Origin of the sequence: Shewanella sp. S1-49-MNA-CIBAN-0167, from assembly GCF_040310145.1 — a bacterium.
GTDB lineage: Bacteria > Pseudomonadota > Gammaproteobacteria > Enterobacterales > Shewanellaceae > Shewanella > Shewanella psychromarinicola.
This window is the reverse complement of record NZ_JBEOPO010000013.1, coordinates 87505-108635: the sequence shown is the minus strand read 5'-3', so window position 1 is coordinate 108635 and position 21131 is coordinate 87505. Positions and strand designations below refer to the sequence as shown.

Here is a 21131-nt window from a genome sequence, read left to right as displayed (position 1 = left end):
TTTATGGGGTGTGATTGCTATCTGCTTTAACGGAAATATGGGTTTTTTTGTATTGAAGACTAACCTAAGTGAAGTTTATGTCATATATAAGGTCGGTTAACTCGGTAATGTTGCTGTTTTATTACATCAAATCCTGTGGATCACGATCGATACTCCAACGACAACGCTTACTTTCAGGTATTTGTTCAATTTGGGTTAATACCCGCTCAAATTCAGTTTGTAAACGCTGCCTACTCTTGGCTTGCAGTATTAATTGGCGTCGATATTTGCCTGCTTTGCGATCAAGGGGGGCCGGAATTGGGCCAATGATTTCAAAGTCCTTATCTTGTGGTAATAGCTCACTGGTTCGGGCTAAAAAAGCATCAGCATCTTCTGCTAAATGCGCTTCTGCACGAATTAACACCATGTGCCATGCGGGTGGTAATAATGCTTGTTGGCGTTCTTTTAGCTGACTGCGAGCGAACTCACCATAACCGCGTTTCAATAAATCACGTAAAATGGGGTTATCACTTTGATGGGTTTGCAGTAGCACTTTACCGGGTTTGTCTGCGCGGCCAGCACGGCCCGATACTTGAGTATATAGCTGGCCAAAACGTTCTGGTGCACGAAAGTCAGCACTGAATAATGCGCCGTCAACATCAAGTAATCCGACTAAGGTCACATCTGGGAAATGATGGCCTTTTGCGAGCATCTGCGTGCCGACAAGGATTTTATATTTTCCCATATAAATTCCCTGCAACTGCTGCTCTAGTGAGCCCTTTCTTCGCGTGGTGTCTCGGTCAATACGCACCACGGGGTGTTTGGGAAACAGTTTGATTAATTCTTGTTCTAGCTGTTCGGTGCCTAAGCCGTGACCCATTAGCATGGTGCTACCACATTGATGGCATTGACGTGGAATAGCGTATTGATTGCCGCAGTGATGACAACATATTTCATTTAAGCCTTGATGGACGGTAAAAAAGGCATCACAGCGATCGCATTCATGTAAGTGACCACATTCATGGCACAGCAAGGCGGGAGCAAATCCACGGCGGTTTAAAAACAGAAGCACCTGATTACCCGCGTCAAGGTGCATACGCATTTCATTAATCAATGATGTAGACATGCCGGCTTTTAGTGGCTGCGAAGTAATATCGACAATACCTTGCTTGACCTTTTGGGCCGCACCGGCGCGTTCGCTCAGTTCAAGGTGATGATAGCGTCCTGATAATGCATTTTGTAAGGTTTCTAACGATGGTGTCGCCGACCCCAAAACCACCTGGATATCTTCAAGGTGTCCGCGCATTACCGCTAAGTCACGGGCGTGATAGCGCACTCCTTCCTGTTGTTTAAAGCTACTATCATGCTCTTCATCCAGAATAATTAATCCAGGGTAGGCCATCGGCGTAAAGAGTGCTGAGCGAGTACCAATGATAATTGCCGCTTCGCCCACACGCGCTTGCCGCCAAGCCTCAAGTCGTTGATTATCGGTTAGTCCTGAGTGGATCACCGCAACATTGACTTCGAAACGGCGTTTAAAGCGATTAATGGTTTGCGGGGTTAAGCCGATTTCCGGAACAAGAATAAGTGCTTGTTTGCCTTGTTGTAAAATAGTCTCAAGCAAGGTTAGGTAGACTTCGGTTTTACCTGAGCCGGTAATCCCTTCTAATAAGGTGCAATGAAACCCTTGTTGTTGCGTTAGCACCGACACCGCGACGGCTTGTTGCTTGTTAAGCTTATGGGGTGATTCATTCATGATCAGCTTTTGACGCCAACTTAAATCATGGCTGAGCACTTTTTGCTGCCGTTCAATCCACTCTCTTTGTTCTAATGCCTTTAGCGCAGGTTTGCTTAATTGTTGGGTGATGAATTCATCGTGACTAATTGAGTTGGCCAGCAATAACTCATACAGTTTTTTTTGTGCTGGGGCACGTTTTAATACGCTAGAATCAGCATTGCGTCCTTGTTGGCTTAAATGATATTCAATCACCGCCTGCGGTGCAGCGTCTAGGCCTTTTCGCAATGCAACCGGCAGCGCTTGGCTGAGCATTTGTCCTTGAGTGGTAAAGTAATACCGGGCGGCCCATAGGGTTAATTTATAGAGCGAATCAGGTAGCAATGGGGCTTCATCAAGTACTGCAGTGACAGATTTAATTTGTTGCGGTGCCAAGTCACAGCTATCATTAATAGCGGTAATTAGGCCGATGAGTTGTTGAGGGCCAAAAGGGACTTTAACTCTAAGACCTATTTGCAATCCCGCTTGATGTTGCTCTTTTACGCGATAACTAAAGTTTCTGCGCAAGGGGACGGGTAAGGCGACTTCAACAAACACGGGCATAAGGCTTCATCATTTTTCAATTTTATAGTGGATTGTTGATCAGTTTACCTCTAAGTGTCATCAAAGAGATAGGGCAACATATATGCGTAAAGGACTTATTGAGGTCGGTATCATAGTCTTTGGATTATTAGGTAATATTGCTGCAGTAACGGCTCAAGTGGATCATGTCAGTATTAATAGTCGTCAATTTGAATTGAATAAAGTGGCCAGATTAAGAGTCAATATGGTGGCTCAAAATGATGATGTGTCGCGGCTAAGCTTTTATATTCGTCAGTTAGATGATGGTAACGTTCAGCAGCAGAAGTTAACGGTACAAGGGATTAATCACTTCTTATTTCAGCTTAGTGGCACAGACGTTGTCAGTGATCCAAATGCGCAGTTAATGATTACTCAAGACACTGCGGCAGGAGTGGCGACGTTAGCGATAATGGCCGTTTTTGATGCACCGTATTCGGTTAATAGTGCAACCTTAGTCTCTAATTTTGATAATCAGCAAACATCACCAGTTGCGACCCCCCCGGTGATGAGAGCCTCCAAAACTCGGCAAGTTGACAATCGCTTGGCTCAAGAGCCATCACTACCAGCACCATCAAGCGTGAAATCAGCTCAACAGGTTAGATGTTTGATTGAACGGGATAATAGTGACACGTTATGGCGAATCGCTAACCGTTATAAAGAACAATGGCATACGAGTGTTTATGGTGCGATGCTAGCTATTTTTGAGACTAATTTACTGGCTTTTTCCAAACAAAAAATTCACTTATTAGTGAAAGATGTTCCATTGAATTGCCCATCAACTGCTATTTTGGCGGAATACAATAATAAAGCATTCGACAAGAAAGTCTTTGAGATGATTGAAGCGAAGCATGGCGAGAAATAAGTTTTCTGACCATAAAGAGTGATAATCAGCATCACCCATCGAGTATTTACTCTTGTTTGTCAGTAATGGGTTGCAGCTGATTGTGTTAATTTATATAGTTGTTCGTGCGAATACTTTTGATCCTTATAGTTATTAAGGTTGAAAAGTAAACAATAATAATAAATTACAACCAGATAAGCTTAGTGTAAGAACATTATTAGTCAGTGCTGTTAGCAAGCGAAGTAGTGTATAAGGACATTAAATATCATGGTTTTACAGCGTAATTTTGCGCTGTGTTGAAGCGATTTATAATCAAAAGGATTGATTTAATGAGAGGCTTTAAGGTGCTAGCAATATTAGCATTACTGGCTGTTGATAGTATTTCAACGGTTATTGCACAAGTCAGTCATATCAGTATTGATACCATTCCATTTGAAAGTGGACAATCTCCTAACCTAACCGTGCAAATCATAACCGATCAACATGATTTATCGCGGCTGACTTTTTATTTACGTCAAATTTATCAAAATAATATAGTGTTAGAAAAGCTTACTGTAGAACGACGCGATGGTGATGTCTTTGTGTTAAACGGTGCTGAAAAAATACACGATCCGGATGCGGCACTTATTGTATCTGAATCTCGCAATGCCAAATGGCTGCAATATTCGCCTGTATCTTTATTCTCTCAAGCCATTGTCCAGAGTCAGTATCAGCCTGTTGCCATAAAAACAATGAAGTCTTCTTTGGCATTACCAACATCGATACCCACGCCAACAAGTAGCAAGTCCATCGCTCTACCTCCAGTAGCGCCAACACAAAAGGCAATGGATCAATGTCAGATCACTCAGTTAGCGGATGATTCCTTATGGAAAATTGCTGTGCGTTATCGTAAGCAATGGAATTCAAACATTTATGGTGCAATGCTTGCCCTTTATCAAACGAATCCATCAGCATTTCATCAAAATAATATTAGCCAACTTCAATTAGGAAGCTCATTACGCTGCCCATCAGTGGAGACAATTTCACGCTATCAAAATGTCGCTGTAGATAGGGTCACATTTGATAATTTAGTGGCTACTCAAGGTGGTAAGTCTCAAGTGGGATCAACGCGGGCGTTACCCGTTAGTGCATCGGTTATCGTGACTCAGCCTGTATCGACAAATGGCTCAATCATTTCAATTGACAGTAAACAATCTGAAAGTAATCAACTATTAGCGGCTATTCATAAAACGCAAATAGTGCCTCAGCCAACACCCGTCAATAAAGTAGCCAAGACATCAGCCCCTGCGAAAAAAGGCATGCAGACCGATGGACAGGATAAAATCTGTGTAATTGATAAATCTCCACAAGATACGTTATGGCGTGTTGCCGATCGTTATTATCGACAATGGCAAATTAGTGTCTTCGGGGCAATGCTGGCGATTTATGATGCAAATCCGAATGCGTTTGCAAATAATAAAATTTACTTACTGATGGCAGATAGCCGTTTAAAATGTCCCTCTAGGGTGATATTGAACCAATATCAAAATTCGTCGGCGGCCCAAGTTACCTACGAGGCTCTAGCACGCAGGCATAGGTAGTCATAGTATCGTTTAGAAATTCTACTTGTTTGTGTACATAAGACACTGTATTATCTTGCGCCTAAAACATATTGTTATTAACTGCATGTGGTGCTCAACTTCGGGTTGGGAGAGCGACATGGCCTTCAATTTAAGGTAACCCCAAATGAAAACAGGTATCCACCCAAATTACGCTGAAATTACTGCAACTTGTAGTTGTGGTAACATCATCAAAGTGAACTCAACTGCAGGTAAAAACCTACACTTGGACGTATGTGGTGCATGTCACCCATTCTACACTGGTACTCAGAAAGTTGTTGATACTGGCGGACGTATTGATAAGTTCAACAAGCGTTTTGGTATGCTTGGCAAAAAATAATTGGATTGCAATTATTTTTAATAAGGCGCCTTTGGCGCCTTTTTTATTACTTATCGTTAACTAATCCTACCTCTTAACTCGAGTTGAGGATAAATAACCTCAATTCTGGCGAATAAACGGTTATCAACCAGCCCTTTGTTACGCTCTACGTGTTGTATCGACTTACCATAGGCCAGTTATTGCCGCGTCAATACGCCTTGTTAGCAAAACAAATGCAAGTTTGATATTGCAGACTTGAAATAAACCTATTTTTTACACGTTACTCCATCTCTTATCCCGAATTGAGGTTAACCAGTATTGTGCTGAGGCGAAAACTAATTTTTTAGTGATAAACAATATAAAAAAAATAAAGGCTACTTTATTGTTATTTAGACAAAATAAACTGCAAATATCAACCTCTATATCCGATTGTTATGGTAAATCTTGTTATTTTCCTACATTTTTAACTTATTGATTTATATATATTCATATTCGAAGAGTTAGATTAATAAAACATACCCTCTGTTTTGGCCCACAACACCTCCTATGATTAAGTTTTTGATTTATATCGTCCTTGTATTAGCGTATTGTGATTAAAATTTTCGATGGTTAGCAAGCTCACTGTAAGTGTGTACTGCGGATCATACTTTCCTTCATAGATAGCGCATTTCAGGATGTATAAAATGTCAGATATTCGTCAACAAGCCCTCGATTATCATGAATTCCCCATACCAGGTAAAACAGCTGTTTGCCTGACAAAACCCGCTCAATCGAGCCACGATCTTGCTTTGGCATATAGTCCTGGCGTGGCAGAGCCTGTTAGAGAGATCGCATCGAATCCTGAAAATGCCTATCGATATACTAATAAAGGCAACACTGTCGCGGTGATCACCAACGGGACCGCTATTTTAGGACTGGGTAATTTAGGTCCATTAGCTTCAAAACCTGTTATGGAAGGCAAATCTCTGCTCTTTAAACGTTTTGCTAATATTGACTCGATTGATATTGAAGTGAAACACCGCACCACTGAAGATTTTATCAATACCGTTGAGTCTATTGCCGATACTTTTGGTGGGATTAACTTAGAAGACATTAAGGCGCCAGAATGCTTTGAAATTGAACGCGAGCTCATTAAGCGTTGTAATATTCCGGTGTTTCATGACGATCAACATGGCACTGCTATTGTCACGGCTGCCGGCATGTTAAACGCGCTCGAAATTCAGGGTAAAAAAATTGACGATGCAGTATTTGTCTGTTTAGGTGCTGGTGCTGCTGCGATTGCGTGTATGACCATGATAGTAAAATGTGGTGCATTACGAGAAAATGTTTACATGCTCGACAGGCAAGGCGTTATCCATACTCGTCGTGACGATATCAATGAATACAAAGCATTATTTGCTAACAATACTGACAAACGCACCTTGCAAGATGTGATGAAGGATGCCGATGTATTTTTAGGATTGTCAGGCGCGAACCTTCTGGCTGCTGATGATATCGCCTTAATGGCACCAAACCCGGTTATTTTTGCTTGTTCAAATCCTGATCCAGAAATTAAACCTGAATTAGCCCATAGCATCCGTAAAGACTTAATTATGGGTACGGGTCGTAGTGACTATCCAAATCAAGTAAACAATGTATTGTGCTTCCCGTTTATTTTTCGAGGCGCGCTCGATGTCCGCGCGGCTGTGATTAACGACGAAATGAAGCTGGCTGCAGTGTATGCTATTGCTAACCTCGCCAAGGAGCCTGTCCCTGCTGAGGTATTAGCCGCTTATCCAAACGTGTCATCATTGAGTTTTGGTTCACAATATGTGTTGCCTAAACCAATGGACCCAAGATTACTGCCGCTAGTTGCTCGAGCAGTATCACAAGCGGCAATCGATTCTGGGGTGGCTAAAATCATCACCTTGCCGACTGAATATCAGGTATAGACAGTTAGCTATAAATAATCAGCGATAGATGATCTGCTATAAGTCATCGCATGATGGTAAAAAAATATCGTTAATTAAAGGGGCTTTTGCCCCTTTTTATTGGCTATTGCAAAAGCATGATTAAAAACGAATAGTGAACTTGCCGAGCACAATCGTTATACTGGACAAAATTTGAGTTATTAATAAAATAAATAAATCCAGCAGGATAGCGGATAAATGAAACTCACCAAGATCCTTACCAAAAAACTGACCAGCTTTTGGCTGCTTTCATTAGTCGCAGTGGCTTTTGTGTTTTTACTGTGTGCGGTGATGGGCTTTACTCAATTAACCTACACTTTTCAGCAACAGAAAGTCGCTGAATTAGAAACCATGTTAGCTGCTGACTATCAACAACATGGCAATAATCAATTTTCTACTTGGTTACCCCCTTTGCTAACGGCTTATAACGCGGTTGATTTTGCTCTGTCGCAAGGCAGCCAATTAGTTTATCAATTTCATCGCAGTAAAGCCGATACGCCCAGCAGCAGTTTGACCCTTTATCAGACCCAGTTAAGTCATGGAAAATTATCGATGACGATAACCTTACCTCCGCCATTTTCTTTACATGATTTTGGCTGGCATGAGCTGATTATGCTCGTCATTGGTTTTATCAGCATCGGAATTTTTGTGCGTTTTGGTTATGGTTGGTATTCCAGGGAGTTAGATGGGATTGAACAACTCGCTCTGCGCAGTAAGCTCATTTTAGACGGTCATTTAAAGCAAGCTGCCGATATGCCGACTAATGGTAAGCCAAGGATGATCAATCGTGCGATAAGTCAATTACTCGCCGAGCTCGATGATGCCTGCAAAGAACGTGGCCGCTTAGATCAATTTATTCGTAAAGATACTTTCCTTGATAAACAAACTCAGATTGGCAACCCGATATTCTTTCAAAACCGTCTTGATGGATTGAGCCATAATCAAAAAATGATTGTTCATGGCGTACTGATGTTGATTGAGTTTGATGATGTTGATTTAGTCGAAGACCAATACGGTGAGAGCGGTGTGAAGACCATGCTTTCATTAACAACCCAAGCCATTACTACTGCATTAGTCCAATATGAGGACAGTATTTTTGCGCGGCGTAGTTACTCACAACTAGCCATAGTCGTACCACAATTATCCCAGGTAGAAGCGGATCAGTTAGCCCAGCGAATACTCAAAACCTGCCTTGCATTACCTTTTTCTGGCATAGGTAATCCTGATAATTTTCTACATTTAGGCTGTGCGTTTTTTAAAATTGCAGATTTACAAGTTCAACTTGTTGAAGAAGCAGAGATGGCACTTCGAGCAGCACAATTACAACGGGTTAATAACTGGTTTATGTACGACAAAGGCGCGTTAGATGAACAAATTGCTAAAGGTTCTGTGCGTTGGCGTAGTTTCATTGAAAATGCACTGGTTTCAAAACGATTTTTTACCTTACAGCAAGTTATTGTCGATAGCGATAATCAGATTTTACATTATGAAATATTCAGTCGTGCTCGTGATTTACACGGTAATGATGTGCGCGCAACACTGTTTATTCCGATGGCCAATAAATGTGGATTGATGCCACAGATTGAACGCCAAATGTTGGAACAAGTACTCTTCAGGTTAATGTCCGAAAATACATCAACCTACAGTATCAACTTAAGCCTATATAGTTTGACCAGTAGAGCGTTTGTTCGTTGGTTACAATCGACGTTATTGGAACATCGCCCTTTAGCGGCTCGACTTATTTTTGAAGTGTCGGAAGACATCATTGTTAAAAACCAGAAAAATACTTCACTGCTTAAAACGCTCGATATGTTAAGAAAAATGGGCGCTAAATTAGCGGTAGATCATGTTGGCCAATATGTTGTGGGGACTCACTATATTCAGGAGTACCACTTTGATTTAGTGAAATTACATCGTTCGATCGTGCGACGAGTACATCAACGTTCAGAAAATCAATTGTTTATACGCAGTCTAATTGGTGGCCTTTATCGCGCCGAAGTGAAAGTTATTGCTGAAGGTGTTGAATGTTTCGAAGAATGGCAAACGTTAAAAATTCTAGGCGTGAGTGCCGCTCAGGGAGAGTTTTTGGGGCAAAGATCTGAAGTTTGAGTATTATAGTGCTATGTTTGCTGTAATTCATTCACGTTAGACCTTGTTTATCAATAGATTGCACCTTATTGTAAGTAGATATGTGGCATATTTATGATGATTTATAGCATTAACGCAATAATAACAAACTGTAATCGTGATAAAATTGCCCGGTAATACTAGAAAACACCATATATCTTAATCGAATTGAATCGATGTTACGTGTTGGTGTATTAGATTTATAATGTCGTTTTTTTGATGTTGTACCTCTGCTCAGTAATCTTAACTAACTAATTAATATGTTAGTGAATATGGACTACCCAATGGACAATGGTTTTTTGAGTAAACTAGCTTTTTGGCAGACATCGCAATTGATGGGTAATGTAGGCGTATTTATCACTGGTAATTCGCTGTGGGTGTGTCATCCCCAACAAGGTCAAATCGCGCCAGTTATCAATCAAATTTTAGTACAAAAAAACAATTTGCTTCAAGCCTTTGAAACACTAAAGAGCCAGTTTGGCCGAGTTCGGGTGCAATTAGTACTGTCGCAGCAGTATTATCAATTATTACAAGCTGACAAACCCAATGTCGAACCTGGCGAAGTGACTCAGGCGTTGATCTGGTCTGTTAAAGATATGGTGTCAGAGCCTGTCACTAATATTTATCTGGATTATTTTGAGTCCAGTCTTATCTCCAGTTCAAAAGTGAATGTGGTGGTTAGTAGCCGTCAGTTTTTAACCCAAGTGGCGAGTGCTTGTGATGCTAATGGACTAGATGTTGCTGGGATAAGCATTGAAGAATTAGCATTAAGCCACCTATTAGCTCACGATAATATGGCACATATGTTGGTAGCCCACTTGCCACAACAAGAGTTGTTGTTGTTGGTTGTTAAAGCGGGTGAAGTGTTAATGCAACGTCGAGTGAGAGGGTTTAATCAGCTTAACAAAGCGACTTTAGAGGAGTTAAAACTGGGCTTAGCCGATAATCTCAGTTTAGAAATTCAACGGTCTATGGACTATTTTGAAAGCCAATTACGTCAAGCTCCAGTGGGATCGATTAGTATCTTGGCTGAAGGTGATAGTTCATCGGTAGCCAATCTTGTCGGCGCTAACTTTAATCAAAAAGTGTTTGCCGTGACTCACGATGGCGTACCGAGTTTACTTGCTCAGTTAGCGTTGCAGGAATTAGCTCGAGGTGAAGTGTGATAAAAACCGCCGTTAATTTATATTCCACAGATTTGTTGCCGAAAAAACAAAGACTGACGTTTATAAGGCTGATGCTTGCATTGGCCTTTCTGTGCGGATGCAGCGCGGTACTTTATGCAGTAGGACTGTGGCATACCGATGAGTTGCAAACCCTAAACCAGCAGGCAAGCACTGAGAAAAATCGTTTAAAAAACCAGAAAAGTCAGCTTGAACAACAAATTGCTGCCCGTAAGCCCAATGGGGACTTAGTGGCAAAGGTTGAGCTTGAGCAGCAGCGTTTAGATCTAAAAAAACTGTTAAAAGATGAACTTAGTCAACGCAATACTCTGATTAGCCAAGGTTACTCGCCAATGCTGACTGACTTGGCCGCCGTGGCGGATAGCAGTGTGTGGTTGAGTCATATCACCATTGAACAGCAAAACAACGATGCTCAACGCATTGAGTTTGAAGGTTACGGTCGTCATCCGCAAAGTATTCCATTATGGATAGATAAACTCAAAACCACTTCAACATTAAAGGGTTATGCGTTTTCAGCAATGACGATGGATCGCGGCGAAGCACAACCGTTGGCGTTTAAATTAATAAGCCAACCCATTGCTAAGGAGTCAGCACAATGAAGCAGCAATGGCTGGTGTGGTCGTCAAAATTTGATGCGTTAAGCCCTCGAGAGCGGATATTGATTACGTTTGCTCTGCTAGTTGTGGCAGGGATGTTGCTGTTTATGCCATTAGAATCACTTTGGAAACAGCACCAAAGCTTACAAAATCAGCTTAAGGGACTAGAACAAGAAAATTCGATTTCCTTACAGCAAGTGGCACTCTATGAAGAGCGTTTACAACTTGACCCTAATAAAGATTATCAGCAACGGTTACAAATCATTACCGAGCAGATGCAATTGATTGATGCCGATCTCACCGATCAAATGGTTGATATGGTTCCTGCGGATTACATGCCAACAGTATTAGCCAACTTGTTGGGTAATGTGAAAGGTGTGACATTAATCTCGTTTGCCTCCATTGCACCCAAAGCCTTACTGCAAGTGGGTGATGGCAGTAACGTTAACCTTTACAGTCATGGTATTAAGCTGATGTTAAAAGGCGATTATTTTGCTATTTTAGCGTTTATTAAAGCCGTTGAAACAATGCCAGATAAATTGTATTGGAAGCGTTTAGATTACCGTGTTGAATCTCATCCCGAAGCGTTAGTTGAATTAGAACTTTACACACTGAGTGTGAATAAGGACTTTATCAGTGTTGCGAAACAAGATTAATCCCATGGCGTATGCATCCTGCCTAATGATGCTGTTAGTGTTTGCTGCAAACGCACAGACATTACGAGATCCAACCTTACCGGGTCAGGGTTTTGTTACTGTTAAGGCCAAAGCCGATAATCCATCTTTGGTGTTAAACAGTATTGTTAACGGCCAACATAGCTATGCGGTCATTAATAATATTATTCTTTCGGTGGGTGACACAATTAGCGGCAGTGGATTACGTGTATCAAAGATTAGCAAAGACTATGTCACCTTGTCAGATGGAAGAAAACTTCAGCTATTTCAGTCGATAACAGAGCGGTAGGATAAGAATAAAAATGAATGTAATTAAATATGTTACTCCTCTGATGTCGCTGTGCCTAGTTGCTTGCCAAACGACAGATAGACCCGATCCACAAACCGCAAAAGCGGCCTTGAATGAGTCAAGGCAACAAGCTGAGACCCGTCAAGCCACTGTGCCACCACCAGCGGTTATGCCTGAAGATGTTCAACGTGAGCTTAATGGTAATAATGTGTTGAGCTCATCAGCAAGGGCCTTACCTGCAGAGCGTCGTTTTGATGTGTCAGCAAATGACGTTGATGCGAGAGTGTTCTTTCCAAGCTTAGTCAAAGACACGCCATTAAGTGTTGCGGTACATCCTGATGTGCAAGGTAACATTTCGTTATCATTAAAAGCGGTCACCTTGGCAGAAACCATTCAGGTTGTTGAAGACATTTACGGTTACCAAGTTAAGCGCGAAGGTCGTATTTTACGGGTGTACCCGTCGGGTATGAGAACCGAAACGTTCCCATTAAATTATATCTATATGCAACGAGAAGGTTTGTCATTAACCTCGGTGAGCTCCGGTCGTATTTCTGATCAAAATAGTAACTCAAACAGCAGCGGTAATAGCAGTTCGAGCAACAACAGTAGTTCGAGTAACAGTAACAATAGTAGCAATGCCAACAGCAGTGACAATACCAATGGTACGTTTATTCGTTCAACGACCAAGACGGATTTTTGGGGTGAGTTAGAAGCCACCTTAATGTCAATTATGGGTGAAACCGGTGGCGGGCGACAAGTGGTGGTGACACCTCAAGCAGGGCTGGTAACCGTTCGGGCTTTCCCTGATGAATTACGTCAAATCCGTAGCTTCTTACAAATAGCCGAAAGCCATTTACAGCGCCAAGTGATTTTAGAAGCAAAAATTATAGAAGTAACCTTATCTGATGGTTACCAGCAAGGGATCCAGTGGGAGAATGTTTTAGGCCATGCCGGCAATACCAACATTGATTTCAGTACCTCAGCAGGACAAGGTTTAAGTAATGCCATTACATCTGCCATTGGCGGTGTCACCTCGATTAATTTCACCGGAAGCGATTTTAGTAGCATTATTAGTTTGCTGGATACTCAAGGTGATGTAGATGTGCTTTCAAGTCCTCGTGTTACGGCTTCTAATAACCAAAAAGCGGTCATTAAAGTGGGTAATGACGAATACTTTGTCACCGATGTATCAACAACTACAGTGGCCGGCACCACTCCAGTAACGACGCCACAGGTTGAACTAACGCCATTTTTCTCCGGCATTGCCTTAGATGTAACGCCTCAGATTGACGAAGATGGCAATGTAATATTGCATGTTCATCCCTCAGTGATAGATGTGAAGGAACAAACTAAAGAGATAAAAATCAGTGATTCAACCTTAGAGTTACCGTTAGCGCAAAGTGAGATCCGTGAGTCGGATACGGTTATCCGCGCCGCTTCTGGTGATGTCGTGGTGATTGGTGGATTAATGAAGAGCGAAAACATTGAAACCGTATCAAAAGTACCGTTATTGGGTGATATTCCTTTTCTGGGCGAAGCTTTCACCAGCCGCACTAAATCTAAAAAGAAAACCGAATTGATTATTATGTTGAAACCCACGGTTGTCGGTGGTGACACATGGAAGGATGAGTTAAAGCGCTCACAAGATTTAATAGAGCGTTGGTATCCTTCTAAGTAGTGGCGGTTGGTGATTGATCGATAAGTTGCCGTAGGCGGTTGATAAGTGTGGCGGTTGAATTTGATAAGGGATAGCCAGTAATTATGTATTTGCAGCACTTTGGCTTAAGTCAGTTACCCTTTACACTTACCCCAAATACGGGTTTCTTTTTTGGGTTGTCGCCGCATGTGGAAGCCTTACAAGTGCTGCAAACAGCATTACAAACCGGTGAAGGTTTTATCAAGGTTACTGGTGAAGTGGGTACTGGTAAAACTTTGGTTTGTCGTAAGCTGATAAATGATTTACCGGCTCAATACCATTGCGCTTACTTACCCAATCCCTATTTGAATCCTAAAGAATTACGTTGGGCCGTAGCAGGAGAGCTTGGCTTAGCATTACCCAATAAAGTCGATCAGCAACAACTAACAAGGCTTATCCATCAGCGTTTGTTAGGGTTAAGTCAGCAAGGCTTTCACGTGGTGTTAGTGTTGGATGAAGCGCAATCATTACCTGATGACAGTATTGAAGCGTTACGCTTATTTACTAATTTAGAGACCGAAAGTCGCAAGTTGTTGCAAGTGGTGCTGTTTGGTCAACCAGAATTAGACGAACGTTTGGCGCAACCCAAATTTAGACAATTAAGACAGCGTATTACCTTTAGCTATGATCTGCGTCCGTTAACATGGGATGAAATACAAGCTTATATTCATCACCGACTTGCTGTTGCGGGTTATCAAGGGCCGGAATTGTTTGGTACCGTCGATATTAAGCGTATTGCAAAAGCCGCTCGAGGCATCCCGCGTTTAGTGAACATATTGGCGCATAAGAGCTTATTGCTGTGTTATGGCCAAGGTGAAAAAAAGGTACTGTCGCGGCATTGTCTCGCGGCAATAATGGATACCGAAGATGTTAATTTACAACATAAAGTAACGTTCTCTCGTGTCAGTATGCTGCTCATTATATTGTTTGGGGCAGTGATGTTGTTTATTGGACTGAATGGCCCAAATTGTTGTGGTGAATGGATGACACAAATAAGCGAAATTAAATGAGTGTGATTATCAAAATGCTCAACGATTTAGAACAGGGTCAGCAGCCCGGAATGGACAACCCATCGGCACTACCGGTGGGAGAATTCGTGCGTCCTCAAATTCAGTATCAATCCGTCGCTAAATCTCGCTCAGCATCTATTGGTCTTATTATTGTTGCGGCACTATTGATCCCCACGTTGTGGTTTGGTGTGTCTATGTACCGCCAAGCCAATATTCAAATGGTCAGTGATCCAGGCGCTGTCAGCGCATCTGCGAGTAAAGAAACCCAATCATTGCTGAGTCAGCCACAAGATAATGATGGTGTTGATGTTGAGCAGCCTAAGTTGGCTCTAAGCTCAACAGCGACATCGATTCAAGCTCCTATTGAAGCATCAACTCAGGCGATAACGGCAGACAATATTCAAGGCATCACTCAAGACAGTCAGACAACGGATACCTCAGCCGTGGGCACTGGGTTTGTGGCGACGGCTGAAACTATTGACATGTCTTCAGAATTGGCACCACAAACCAGCGTTAAAGTCGCTGAAATAGTCAAAACACCCGTGCAAATAGCGGCAACCTTAGTCACAGAAATAGTCACAGATAAGCCCAGTGTTTCAGGCTCAAATAAGACTGTCTCTGATAACACGGTACCTAATAACACTTCATCTAATAACATCGTACCGACTAAGATTGCCTCGACTAATATGTCATCTAATAACATTGCCCCCACGCAAGGCTTAACCACAGCGCCATCGTCTGGTTTAGCTGCACAAGCACCTATCGTTAAACAAAAACCTGTGGAGATGACGGTCAAAGAGGTGGTTCTCACTAAGACGCAAATGGCGCAATTGCAATATCAAAAAGCGATGGATGCAGAGCAAGCGCAGCGCCTTGATGATGCAGCAAGTTACTATTTAGAAGCGATTATTTTACAACCGAGTTTACATAAAGCCCGTAAGCAATTGGTCAAAATTTATTATGCGCAAAATAATCTTACGGCGGCAATGCTATTACTCGAAAGTGGAATGAGTTTGTTTCCGCAACAATGGGAGTTTTATGTGATTCTGTCGCGAATTCAAACCCAAATGAAAGCCTATGACGCCGCATTGTCGACAGTGGCAATGATCCCCGATAACTCTTTGTGGGCTCGTGATAAATGGATCGCCCAAACCGATTTGGCCCAAAAATCGAAAAACTTTGTTTTAGCCGAGGCGACTTACCGTCACTTATTGGTCTCTGAATCGACTAAATCTCGCTGGTGGATGGGCTTAGGTTATGCACTCGATTCGCAGAAAAAATATCCGCAAGCCGCGCAAGCTTACCGATCGGCATTAAGCTATGAAGGGTTATCAACGTCCGCCATGACATTTATTGAAAAGCGTTTAGATCAGTTAGGAGCAAACCGATGAAGCCTAAGTTAAAGATGCGGTTAGGAGATCTTCTTGTTCAAGAGCTGATTATCACCGACGAGCAATTACAGCAAGCATTAACAGAGCAACGTAGCTCAGGTAAAAAGCTGGGTCGGACATTAATTGATTTGAACTGTATCACTGAAGATCAGTTACTTAAGTTTTTATCTCAGCAGCTTAATTTACCGTACCTTGATATTAGTCGTCGTCCGATTGCCGCCGAAGTGGTCAATATTCTCCCCGAAGTACAAGCGCGGCGTTTTCGTGCTTTAGTGGTGGAGAGTCACTCTGACCATGTGTTAGTTGCCATGAGTGATCCTGCTGATTTGCAGGCTATCGACAACATTGAAGTATTAGTTGCCCCTAAGCAGTTAATGATCGCGGTGGCGCCAGAACAACAATTACTCGATGCGTTTGACAACCTTTACCGCCGTACCGATCAAATTGCAGCGATTGCCGGTAAGCTTGATGAAGAATATGCCGCTGATGACATGTTCGATTTGGCTAATTTAACGCAAAGCGACAGTGATAACGAAACCACAGTGGTGAAGTTATTACAGTCTATTTTTGAGGATGCGGTTCAAATGCGTGCCTCAGATATTCACATTGAACCCGGCGATAAAGTCTTGCGGATCCGCCAGCGTATTGATGGTCAATTGCATGAAAACATTCTCAGTGAAGTCAATATTGCCTCGGCCCTGGTATTACGGCTTAAATTGATGGCGGGATTGGATATTTCAGAAAAGCGTATGCCACAAGATGGCCGTTTTCATATGGAAATAAAAGGTCATCAAATCGACGTGCGGATGTCGACCATGCCGATTTATCATGGCGAATCTGTGGTGATGCGTTTATTAGATCAAACCACCGGCCTGCGCACCTTAGATGAAACCGGTATGCCAGCGAATATTGTGGCGCGTATTCGTAAACAGATTAAACGTCCTCACGGTATGTTGTTAGTTACTGGGCCAACGGGTAGCGGTAAAACGACCACCTTGTACGGTATTTTAAGTGAGCTTAACACTGCAGATAAAAAGATTATCACCGTAGAAGATCCGATTGAATATCAATTACCGCGAATTAACCAAGTCCAGGTTAATCATAAGATTGGTTTAGACTTTTCTAACGTGTTGCGTACCACGCTTCGTCAAGATCCCGACATCATCATGGTGGGAGAAATGCGTGACCAAGAAACCGTGGAAATTGGTTTACGAGGTGCATTAACCGGTCACTTCGTGTTATCGACGTTACATACTAATGATGCTGTTACCAGCGCGTTGCGATTACTCGATATGGGCGCGGCAAGTTATTTGGTTGCCAGTGCGCTGCGGGTCATTATCGCTCAGCGTCTGGTTCGACGTGTTTGCCATAATTGTGCGGTAGATTATCAGCCCACAGCGGCTGAACGTAGCTGGCTTAACAGTGTGACTAAAAGAGATATTAGCAGCGCCACGTTTAAAGTGGGCAGCGGTTGTCAAACCTGTAACGGCTCAGGCTATCGCGGCCGGATTGGTATTTTTGAAATACTCGAACTCGATGAGAACATGATAGATGCCATGCGCACCGGTAATCCGCAAGATTTCGCTCGTGCAGCCCTGCGCAGTCCTAACTTTATCCCACTGGCACATTCCGCGATGGAGTATTTATTCTTAGGCACGACCACACTCGAAGAGGTGTCAAAACTGGTTGAAGATGTCAGTGAATCGAAAGTGGCCTTGTCGGAAGATTTGATTAGCCAACAAGATATTGGATTGTAATAATGCCAACATATCAATATCGAGGACGTAATTCACAAGGGCAGGCTGTTAGTTCACAGCTTGAGTCTGCCAATGAAAGCGCGGCGGCCGATGCGTTGCTTTCTCGTGGGATTATTCCACTAGAATTACATGAAGTGAAAACCAAGCAACCTTTCTCAATGAGCTTGTTTCAAAGCAAAGTGTCGCTGGAAGAATTGCAAATATTTAGTCGGCAAATGTATTCACTGACCCGTTCAGGTATTCCCATTTTAAGGGCGATTGCGGGCTTATCAGAAACCACTCATTCTGATCGGATGAAACAAGCCTTAGATGATATTTCACAACAGCTCACTTCGGGTCGACCGTTATCTTCAGCGATGAATCAACATCCGGAGATATTCGATTCGTTGTTTGTGTCGATGATCCATGTGGGTGAAAATACCGGTAAGTTGGAAGATGCCTTTATCCAGTTGTCAGGTTATATCGAGCGAGAACAAGAAACTCGTCGGCGGATTAAAGCGGCAATGCGTTATCCCATGTTTGTATTGATCGCCATTACCATTGCGATGGTTATTTTGAATATTATGGTTATCCCTAAGTTTGCCGATATGTTCTCTCGTTTTGGTGCCGAACTACCATGGGCGACAAAAATATTAATTGGCACCTCTAGCCTGTTTGTTAATTTCTGGCCCCACATGATAGTGCTATTGATTGGCGTTGTAGTGGGTATTCGATATTGGCATCATAGTGCAAAAGGTGAAAAACAGTGGGACTTATGGAAACTGCATATTCCTGTTATAGGCTCCATTATTGAGCGTTCAACCTTGTCGCGCTATTGTCGCAGTTTTTCGATGATGATCAGTGCGGGTGTTCCCATGACCCAAGCATTAAGTTTGGTGGCGGATGCAGTGGATAATGCCTATATGCATGACCAGATTGTCGGGATGCGCCATGGTATTGAATCGGGAGAATCAATGCTAAGGGTATCCAATAGCAGTCAGCTGTTTACGCCGTTAGTACTGCAAATGGTGGCCGTGGGTGAAGAGACGGGCCAAATCGATCAGCTATTAAATGATGCCGCTGATTTTTATGAAGCCGAAGTCGATTACGATTTAAAAAATCTGACGGCAAAACTCGAACCTATTTTAATCGGCTTTGTTGCTGGCATTGTATTGATACTGGCACTGGGCATTTATCTTCCTATGTGGGATATGCTTAATGTGGTCAAAGGCGGTTAACGCATAATGCACATTATTGATGGGATAGCGGCATGCTAAGCCAGCAAAAAGCGGATCATGAACTGCTTAGCATTTATGGCAGGGTCATTGCTATTGTGGTGTTGTTAGTGTTGCTGGCTATTTTCGGTATACGTTATCTCAATACCGCGTCAAATATAGGTGGACGGGGTCTAGAGCTTGAACAAAATCGTTTTTTGAATGTGTTAGCTATGGTGCGCAGTCAATGGTTAGCTTCTGGTCGGCCGGATAAAATGCAGTTGTCATGGCATAATCTGGCATCAAATGTGCTTACCTCACAGAGCAATAAGACAGCGTCAAAAAACGGTCGAACCAACACCGACGAGATTAACGACGATGCTGATCTCGTTGGCACCAATAATTGGATTTCTTTATCTGATCAAGGTTGGCCAATCATTGATACGAATGATGTTCAAGGTTGCGAGCGACTATGGGGCCAATTACTGGCCACTAATCTTCAACAGTTGCATATTACGGTAGATTATCAGTCTGATACTAATATTTGCCGCTACTCTTCAGATAATAAAGCCAATTTAAGTTATCAATTGCAAACGGGTAGAGTGATATTTTTAATTAATGACCGATAGAGAGTGTTCCATTAGTGTTAAAGTGTTAATAAGCTGATAATATTAGCTAAGTTAGAGCTGAACCAATATTATTTCTGTTTTAGGCGCAATATAGAAGAGTAAAATATTATGAAATTGAAACAACAAGGTTTTTCATTGATCGAGTTGGTCATTGTTATTGTTATCCTCGGTTTATTGGCCGCCACAGCGATCCCGCGTTTTTTAAATGTGACCGATGATGCTGAAGACGCCAGTGTAGACGGAGTAGCGGGTGGTTTAGCCACTGCGGTGAGTTTTGTGCGTGCCCAGTGGGAAGTCGATGGTCGTCGTAATGATAATGTCATTTTAGACGGCACCAGTGTGTCATTAGACACGCGTTTTGGTTATCCAACAGGCACCACAAACACCAATGCAACCGCTATGAATAGCACCCGATGTCAGGAAGTGTTTGATTCAGTGTTACAAAATGCGCCAAGAAACGTATTGGCTAACCAAGATGCAAGCGATGTACGCTACACCGTTAGTGTACTAAATGGTGCTGGCGGCTCATCTATCAGTATTGACGGTATAACCGTTAACAATCTTGATTTATGTGTTTATCATCAAGTGGCTTCACTAGTACTGAACCAAACCAGCGGTGTGCCTACACCAGCACCTGACTTAACGACTGCGGATGCAAAAGGCGTGATATATAATCCAGGTACAGGGCAAGTATTAAGCTTTACCCAAACACCCTTCACGCCATAAGTCATAGTTTATAGTTTGAGGTGTTTACCATTGAAATGATTAATAAAATATGCTGTTATTAGTCGAAGTGTTATTTAGCTTAAGTGTTAAACAGTCACCGTGTTAAGCCGTCATTGTCACTAAAGGTGATAGTCGTTTTAATTGGTTATCGTTAGTCAGTGATAGTCGTTTCAAACAATAGCTAGAAGTTCAGCTCGTGTCATGTTTTACCAAGGTTTAATACGGTTCAACGAGATGAAATATTAAATATCTGATTTTATTATATAAAAGGTAAGTTAAATGCAAATTAACATGCAAAAACAACAAGGTTTTACATTAATCGAATTAGTGGTTGTGATCATTATTCTCGGTATTTTAGCGGTAACTGCGGCACCTAAGTTTATTAACTTGCAAGGTGATGCACGAGCTTCTGCATTACAAGGATTAAAAGGCGCTATTCAAGGTGCAAACACGTTAGTTTATTCGAAAGCGGCTTTAGCTGGTGAAGAACAAACAACAGCAACAACTTTAGATATCGCAGGTACAACAGCACCTGAAGATGATGTAGCTATTGCTTATGGTTACATTGCAGCGACAGAGTCAGCTTTAGAAGCCGGCTTGGATGTAGCAACTGCAGATTGGATTTTTGAAGATGTTGATGCAGCTGATGCTAGTACTACTCCAGTTACTCCAGCTACTTTAGCAGGGCTAAAAATTCAGCAAGCAGGCGCACCATCAACTTGTTCTTTTACTTATACTCAAGCAACAGCGACATCAACTCCTAAGTTTTCAGCCATGCCTGATGCAGACGCTTGTTAATTATTGATTGTTAATGATT

General features: G+C 42.3%; 18 protein-coding genes. 17 read left to right on the top strand and 1 reads right to left on the bottom strand.

Annotated elements, in window-relative coordinates:
• Nucleotides 1–121 precede the first annotated feature (121 nt).
• Nucleotides 122–2317 (bottom strand): primosomal protein N', encoded by a 2196-nt coding sequence (gene priA / locus AAEZ00_RS08210; protein WP_351088552.1) that lies wholly within the window; start codon nt 2315–2317, stop codon nt 122–124.
• A gap of 82 nt (nt 2318–2399) precedes the next feature.
• On the opposite strand from priA, the gene AAEZ00_RS08205 reads away from it, so the two are divergent.
• The 17 genes from AAEZ00_RS08205 to AAEZ00_RS08125 all read left to right on the top strand — a co-directional run bounded on the left by AAEZ00_RS08205 (nt 2400) and on the right by AAEZ00_RS08125 (nt 21112).
• Complete coding sequence (locus tag AAEZ00_RS08205; protein ID WP_351088551.1) at nt 2400–3197, top strand: FimV/HubP family polar landmark protein; 798 nt, start codon at nt 2400–2402, stop codon at nt 3195–3197.
• Between the two features lie 308 nt (nt 3198–3505).
• On the top strand, nt 3506–4756 hold the full coding sequence (locus tag AAEZ00_RS08200) for a FimV/HubP family polar landmark protein (protein WP_351088550.1): 1251 nt from the start codon (nt 3506–3508) through the stop codon (nt 4754–4756).
• A 145-nt stretch (nt 4757–4901) separates the two neighbouring features.
• Nucleotides 4902–5114, top strand: coding sequence for a 50S ribosomal protein L31 (gene rpmE, locus AAEZ00_RS08195; protein WP_101033796.1), 213 nt, complete (start codon nt 4902–4904; stop codon nt 5112–5114).
• A 662-nt stretch (nt 5115–5776) separates the two neighbouring features.
• The gene (locus tag AAEZ00_RS08190; RefSeq protein WP_101033797.1) at nt 5777–7024 is read left to right on the top strand and encodes a malic enzyme-like NAD(P)-binding protein; all 1248 of its coding nucleotides are present in this window, start codon (nt 5777–5779) and stop codon (nt 7022–7024) included.
• A 216-nt stretch (nt 7025–7240) separates the two neighbouring features.
• Complete coding sequence (csrD, locus tag AAEZ00_RS08185; protein WP_351088549.1) at nt 7241–9151, top strand: RNase E specificity factor CsrD; 1911 nt, start codon at nt 7241–7243, stop codon at nt 9149–9151.
• A gap of 302 nt (nt 9152–9453) precedes the next feature.
• Nucleotides 9454–10335 carry a biogenesis protein MshI gene (locus tag AAEZ00_RS08180; RefSeq protein WP_351088548.1) on the top strand — a complete coding sequence of 294 codons (882 nt, stop codon included), beginning with the start codon at nt 9454–9456 and terminating at the stop codon, nt 10333–10335.
• Nucleotides 10332–10952: a PilN family protein gene (locus AAEZ00_RS08175; RefSeq protein WP_351088547.1), complete on the top strand. Its 621-nt coding sequence runs from the start codon at nt 10332–10334 to the stop codon at nt 10950–10952. The genes AAEZ00_RS08180 and AAEZ00_RS08175 overlap by 4 nt, the downstream gene beginning before the upstream one ends.
• The gene (locus AAEZ00_RS08170) at nt 10949–11605 is read left to right on the top strand and encodes an MSHA biogenesis protein MshJ (protein WP_351088546.1); all 657 of its coding nucleotides are present in this window, start codon (nt 10949–10951) and stop codon (nt 11603–11605) included. The genes AAEZ00_RS08175 and AAEZ00_RS08170 overlap by 4 nt, the downstream gene beginning before the upstream one ends.
• Before the next feature lie 4 nt (nt 11606–11609).
• Entirely contained in the window at nt 11610–11912 is a 303-nt protein-coding gene (locus tag AAEZ00_RS08165) for an MSHA biogenesis protein MshK (protein ID WP_351088545.1), read from the top strand.
• A gap of 13 nt (nt 11913–11925) precedes the next feature.
• The gene (mshL, locus tag AAEZ00_RS08160) at nt 11926–13590 is read left to right on the top strand and encodes a pilus (MSHA type) biogenesis protein MshL (protein ID WP_351088544.1); all 1665 of its coding nucleotides are present in this window, start codon (nt 11926–11928) and stop codon (nt 13588–13590) included.
• A gap of 83 nt (nt 13591–13673) precedes the next feature.
• Complete coding sequence (locus AAEZ00_RS08155; protein WP_351088543.1) at nt 13674–14618, top strand: ExeA family protein; 945 nt, start codon at nt 13674–13676, stop codon at nt 14616–14618.
• Nucleotides 14615–16009: a tetratricopeptide repeat protein gene (locus AAEZ00_RS08150; protein WP_351088542.1), complete on the top strand. Its 1395-nt coding sequence runs from the start codon at nt 14615–14617 to the stop codon at nt 16007–16009. The genes AAEZ00_RS08155 and AAEZ00_RS08150 overlap by 4 nt, the downstream gene beginning before the upstream one ends.
• Complete coding sequence (locus AAEZ00_RS08145; RefSeq protein WP_335689548.1) at nt 16006–17766, top strand: GspE/PulE family protein; 1761 nt, start codon at nt 16006–16008, stop codon at nt 17764–17766. Before AAEZ00_RS08150 ends, AAEZ00_RS08145 begins: the two co-directional genes overlap by 4 nt.
• A gap of 2 nt (nt 17767–17768) precedes the next feature.
• Nucleotides 17769–18983: a type II secretion system F family protein gene (locus AAEZ00_RS08140; RefSeq protein ID WP_351088541.1), complete on the top strand. Its 1215-nt coding sequence runs from the start codon at nt 17769–17771 to the stop codon at nt 18981–18983.
• Between the two features lie 32 nt (nt 18984–19015).
• Complete coding sequence (locus AAEZ00_RS08135) at nt 19016–19588, top strand: MSHA biogenesis protein MshF (protein ID WP_351074690.1); 573 nt, start codon at nt 19016–19018, stop codon at nt 19586–19588.
• A 108-nt stretch (nt 19589–19696) separates the two neighbouring features.
• Complete coding sequence (locus tag AAEZ00_RS08130; protein ID WP_351088540.1) at nt 19697–20314, top strand: pilin; 618 nt, start codon at nt 19697–19699, stop codon at nt 20312–20314.
• Between the two features lie 291 nt (nt 20315–20605).
• The gene (locus tag AAEZ00_RS08125; protein ID WP_351088554.1) at nt 20606–21112 is read left to right on the top strand and encodes a prepilin-type N-terminal cleavage/methylation domain-containing protein; all 507 of its coding nucleotides are present in this window, start codon (nt 20606–20608) and stop codon (nt 21110–21112) included.
• Nucleotides 21113–21131: the final 19 nt, after the last annotated feature.